This window comes from Pseudomonas sp. PICF6 (assembly GCF_009831705.1).
In the GTDB taxonomy this organism is placed as follows: Bacteria; Pseudomonadota; Gammaproteobacteria; order Pseudomonadales; family Pseudomonadaceae; genus Aquipseudomonas; species Aquipseudomonas rhizophila.
The window spans coordinates 90-3,844 of record NZ_WUUD01000019.1; the positions used below are offsets into that span (position 1 = coordinate 90).

Consider the following 3,755-nt stretch of genomic DNA (forward strand, 5'->3'; position numbering starts at 1 on the left):
GCAGGGCCGACATCCATCTCGACATCGACACCCAATCGCGCCGCCATTTCCTTGCGCCCACTGGTCGTCAACCCCAGCGCCCGGCTATCCAGGTCCTGAATCACCCATTTGCGCTTGATCGCCACTTGCAGCAACGCCGCGCCCAAGGCGCCCCCCAGGTGCGGACGGCGCATGCTCCAGTCCAGGCATGGACAGGCAAATCGGCGTCGCTGACCGGCAAGCGCCTGGACATCAATGCCCAGCCCTTGGAACAGCGCCTCGCCGGAGTCACTCAGGCGATACCCTTTGCCTTCCACATCCACCAGCCATCCAGCTTCAAGCATCCGATCATGCATGCGCACCGCCAGCGTGCCGGCCATGTGGTCGTAGCAGGTGCGGGCGAATTGCAGGCGATCCGGGGCGCGCGCGGTGAAGGTCGGGGCGGCGTTCTGGCCGATCACCATCAACGCTTCCAGCGCCTGGGCAACCCGCTTATCCGCCAGGCTGTAATAGCGATGTCGGCCCTGGACGTACAAACGCACCAAGGCCAGTTCCTTGAGCTTCGCCAAATGGCTGCTAGCGGTAGAGGCACTGACATCGGCGATGCTCGCCAACTCCGTGCTGGTTCGGGCATGGCCGTCCATCAACGCGCACAGCATTCGGGTGCGGGCCGGTTCGGCAATGGCCGCGGCGACCTGGGACACCCCAAGGTCATGTTGCTCTGCATTCATATTTCGCCCCCCGACGAATCGAGCCATGGCAGGACTTCAGATAGTAGCAACACTTTCAATCGTCGCGGGTCAGCACTTCCAGCAGCTCGATTTCGAAAATCAGATTGGCGCCCGGCTTGATGTGAGCGCCCATGGACCGTTCACCATAGGCCAGATTCGCCGGCACCCACAGCTTGCGTTTGCCGCCGACCTTCATGCCCATCAGGCCGACGTCCCAGCCCTTGATCACTCGACCGGTGCCAATCACGCATTGAAAAGGTTTGCCTCGACTGTAGGACGAATCGAATTCGGTGCCGTCTTCCAGCGTGCCACGGTATTGGGTGGTGATCAGCGCGCCTTTGACTACGCTTTTGCCGTCGCCCTGCTCCAGGTCGATGATGTGCAGTTCTTCGCTCATGGGCTACTCCCGTGTGGTTCAGGCGCGGGTTTTCGCAGAAATCCGCGTGTCTGGCAAACTTTTGTGTGCTGGGTGCACAAGGGAACCGCAGCGGTCGCTTCGGTTCACATGGGTATCGACCCTGTATTTCAGATAAGGATGTTCTGATGATCGACTTTCGCCCGCTCCACGGCTTCATTCCTCCCTATATCCTCAACCGAATCATCGCCCACGGTTCCGAACATCAACGCTCCAGCGCCCTCGGCACCCTGACCCACGTACGCAATCTGCGGCACAACCCCGGTCCGCCGCACACCCCGCCCGCCGCCGCAGCGCTGCCCAGGCCCGGCAAGCCCGGCCAACCCCAGCGCAGCGTGCATGACGCACAAAACACCATGGAACTGCCCGGCCAGCCGGTACGCCTCGAAGGCCAGGCCGCCACTGGCGACCCGGCCGTGGACGAGGCCTACGATGCCCTCGGCGCCACCTACGATTTTTTCTGGAAAGTGCTGGGGCGCGACTCCATCGACAACAAAGGTTTCGCCTTGGTGGGTAGCGTGCATTACGGCCAGGACTACGAAAACGCCTTCTGGAACGGCGCGCAGATGGTGTTCGGCGACGGCGACGGGGAAATCTTCCAGCGTTTCACCCGCTCCCTCGACGTGGTGGCCCACGAGTTGGCCCATGGCGTGACCGAAAGCGAAGCCGGATTGATCTACGCCAACCAGTCTGGGGCGTTGAACGAGTCCATGTCCGATGTATTCGGGGTGCTGGTCAAGCAGTTCGTCCTCGAACAGACCGCCGACCAGGCCGACTGGCTGATCGGCGCCGACCTGCTCACTGACAAGATCAACGGTGACGGCCTGCGCAGCATGTCCAACCCCGGCACGGCCTACGATGACCCGCTGCTGGGCAAGGACCCGCAACCGGCGCACATGCGTGAATTCGTCATCACCCGCGAGGACAACGGCGGCGTGCACATCAATTCCGGCATTCCCAACCGCGCCTTCTATCTGGCGGCCACCACGCTGGGCGGATTTGCCTGGGAAAAGGCCGGCCGGATCTGGTATGAAACCTTGTGCGACAGAAGACTGGCCAACGACGCCTCCTTCAGCGACTTCGCCCGCTTGACCGTCGAGCACGCCCGCCAGCGCTTCGGCATCCGGGAAGTGCAAGCGGTGCAGAACGGCTGGGCTCAGGTTGGCGTCGATTTAACCGAGGAGCACTGATGAAACCCCTTCCAAACCTCGATGATCACGCCGTGGTGCGGCTGTCCCGCCAGGGCGGCGTGGCGGCGATGCCCGGCTTGACTCGCCCTCGGGAAATCGATTTCTCCCAGTGCGATCTCGACCAGCGCACGCGTATCTGTTCGGTACTGGAAGGGTGTCTGCCGCTGGACTCGGCGGCACCGGGGCGTGGCGACCAGCGTTTTTTCCGGATCGAGGTGCGCTATCGCGCTAACGACCAGGACGACGAAATGGTGCTGCAGGTGCCTGAAGACCAGGCACCCGGCGAGCTGGTTCGCCTGTGGGACAAAGGCGAAGTGAGCTCAAAGGACTAGCGTGTGGCGGGGGTGATTTTCAGAATGCGGCCGGAGGCAATCACCACCATCACGTATTTGTCATGGATCTGCACCCATTGCGCGCCTTCCTCGGGTGCTTCGAGCCCCTTCTCCTTCCAGTTTTTAATGGCCTTGTCCGAGCGCTGATATTCAGACGGCGTCCGGTCGGCCTCCACCAACCGGCGCCCATTGTTGGGTGAATGTTCCACCGCATCTCCGGTGGCCTCGACCGCTTGCGCCACAGGGCCAAGGGCTCCGAGACCGGCGATCAGGACCAGGCTGGCGATCAGGGTAGGCTTGCGCATAAAAACTCCAGTGATTTCAAGAATACTGAAATCTCCGACTTCAACGGCGGCGAATCATTCCTTTTACTGTAGCGACGAATCCGTCGCCGACTGTACGGGGCGGTGATGCCGACAACCGGCGTAGGCTGGCAAAAAAGCCATTTATAAAAACCGGGGCTCGCCATGCACATCGCCATTCTGACCTTCGACGGCTTCAACGAACTGGACTCACTGATTGCCTACGGCATGCTCAGCCGTATTTCCCTGATCGGCGATAAGGAGTGGCGCGTGAGCATCGCTTCACCTACCCCGCGCGTCACGTCCATGAATGGTTTGACCATCGACGCCCAGATCGACCTGGAGCAGGCCTGCAAGGCCGACGCCGTGTTGTTTGGCAGCGGCATGAAGACCCGGGAAGTGGCCGACAACCCGGCCATCATGAGCCGGCTGCGCCTGGACCCGACGCGCCAGTTGCTCGGTTCCCAATGCTCCGGCACATTCCTGCTGGCACGCCTGGGGCTGCTCGGCCAGGCACCGGCCTGCACCGACACCACCAGTAAACCATGGGTCGTGGCGGCGGGTGTCAACGTGGTCAACCAGGCGTTTCACGCCAATGGCAATATCGCCACCGCCGGTGGCTGTTTCTCCGCCCAGTACCTGTCGGCCTGGGTGCTGGCGCGGCTCAAGGGCCTGGAGACCGCGCGGGAAGTGCTGCATTACTTTGCCCCGGTGGGCGAGAAAGAGGCCTATGTGGAACGAGGGTTGGGGCATATCCGCCAGTATGTGAGTGAAGTGGCGCAAGTCTGAGGCGATGCCCCTGTGGC

Annotated in this window: 6 protein-coding genes; 3 read left to right on the forward strand and 3 right to left on the reverse strand. The window is 62.1% G+C overall.

Features of this window, described 5'->3' with window-relative positions; genetic code table 11:
- Both GSM73_RS12810 and GSM73_RS12815 read right to left on the reverse strand, forming a co-directional pair.
- A partial coding sequence (locus GSM73_RS12810) for a helix-turn-helix transcriptional regulator (protein ID WP_160892823.1) occupies nt 1–710 on the reverse strand: 710 nt, incomplete at its 3' end.
- A 55-nt stretch (nt 711–765) separates the two neighbouring features.
- Nucleotides 766–1,107, reverse strand: coding sequence for an FKBP-type peptidyl-prolyl cis-trans isomerase (locus GSM73_RS12815; RefSeq protein ID WP_160892825.1), 342 nt, complete (start codon nt 1,105–1,107; stop codon nt 766–768).
- 146 nt (nt 1,108–1,253) lie between these two features.
- Here GSM73_RS12815 and GSM73_RS12820 point away from each other — a divergent pair, with 146 nt between their 5' ends.
- Complete coding sequence (locus tag GSM73_RS12820) at nt 1,254–2,315, forward strand: M4 family metallopeptidase (protein WP_047227613.1); 1,062 nt, start codon at nt 1,254–1,256, stop codon at nt 2,313–2,315.
- Complete coding sequence (locus tag GSM73_RS12825; RefSeq protein WP_139050564.1) at nt 2,315–2,647, forward strand: protealysin inhibitor emfourin; 333 nt, start codon at nt 2,315–2,317, stop codon at nt 2,645–2,647. The genes GSM73_RS12820 and GSM73_RS12825 overlap by 1 nt, the downstream gene beginning before the upstream one ends.
- Here GSM73_RS12825 and GSM73_RS12830 read toward each other — a convergent pair.
- A complete protein-coding gene (locus GSM73_RS12830) occupies nt 2,644–2,952 on the reverse strand; it encodes an RcnB family protein (RefSeq protein WP_107322740.1) in 309 nt (102 codons plus the stop codon). The two genes, GSM73_RS12825 and GSM73_RS12830, sit on opposite strands and share 4 nt — an antisense overlap.
- A gap of 162 nt (nt 2,953–3,114) precedes the next feature.
- Here GSM73_RS12830 and GSM73_RS12835 point away from each other — a divergent pair, with 162 nt between their 5' ends.
- Entirely contained in the window at nt 3,115–3,738 is a 624-nt protein-coding gene (locus GSM73_RS12835; RefSeq protein ID WP_047227616.1) for a DJ-1/PfpI family protein, read from the forward strand.
- Nucleotides 3,739–3,755 lie beyond the last annotated feature (17 nt).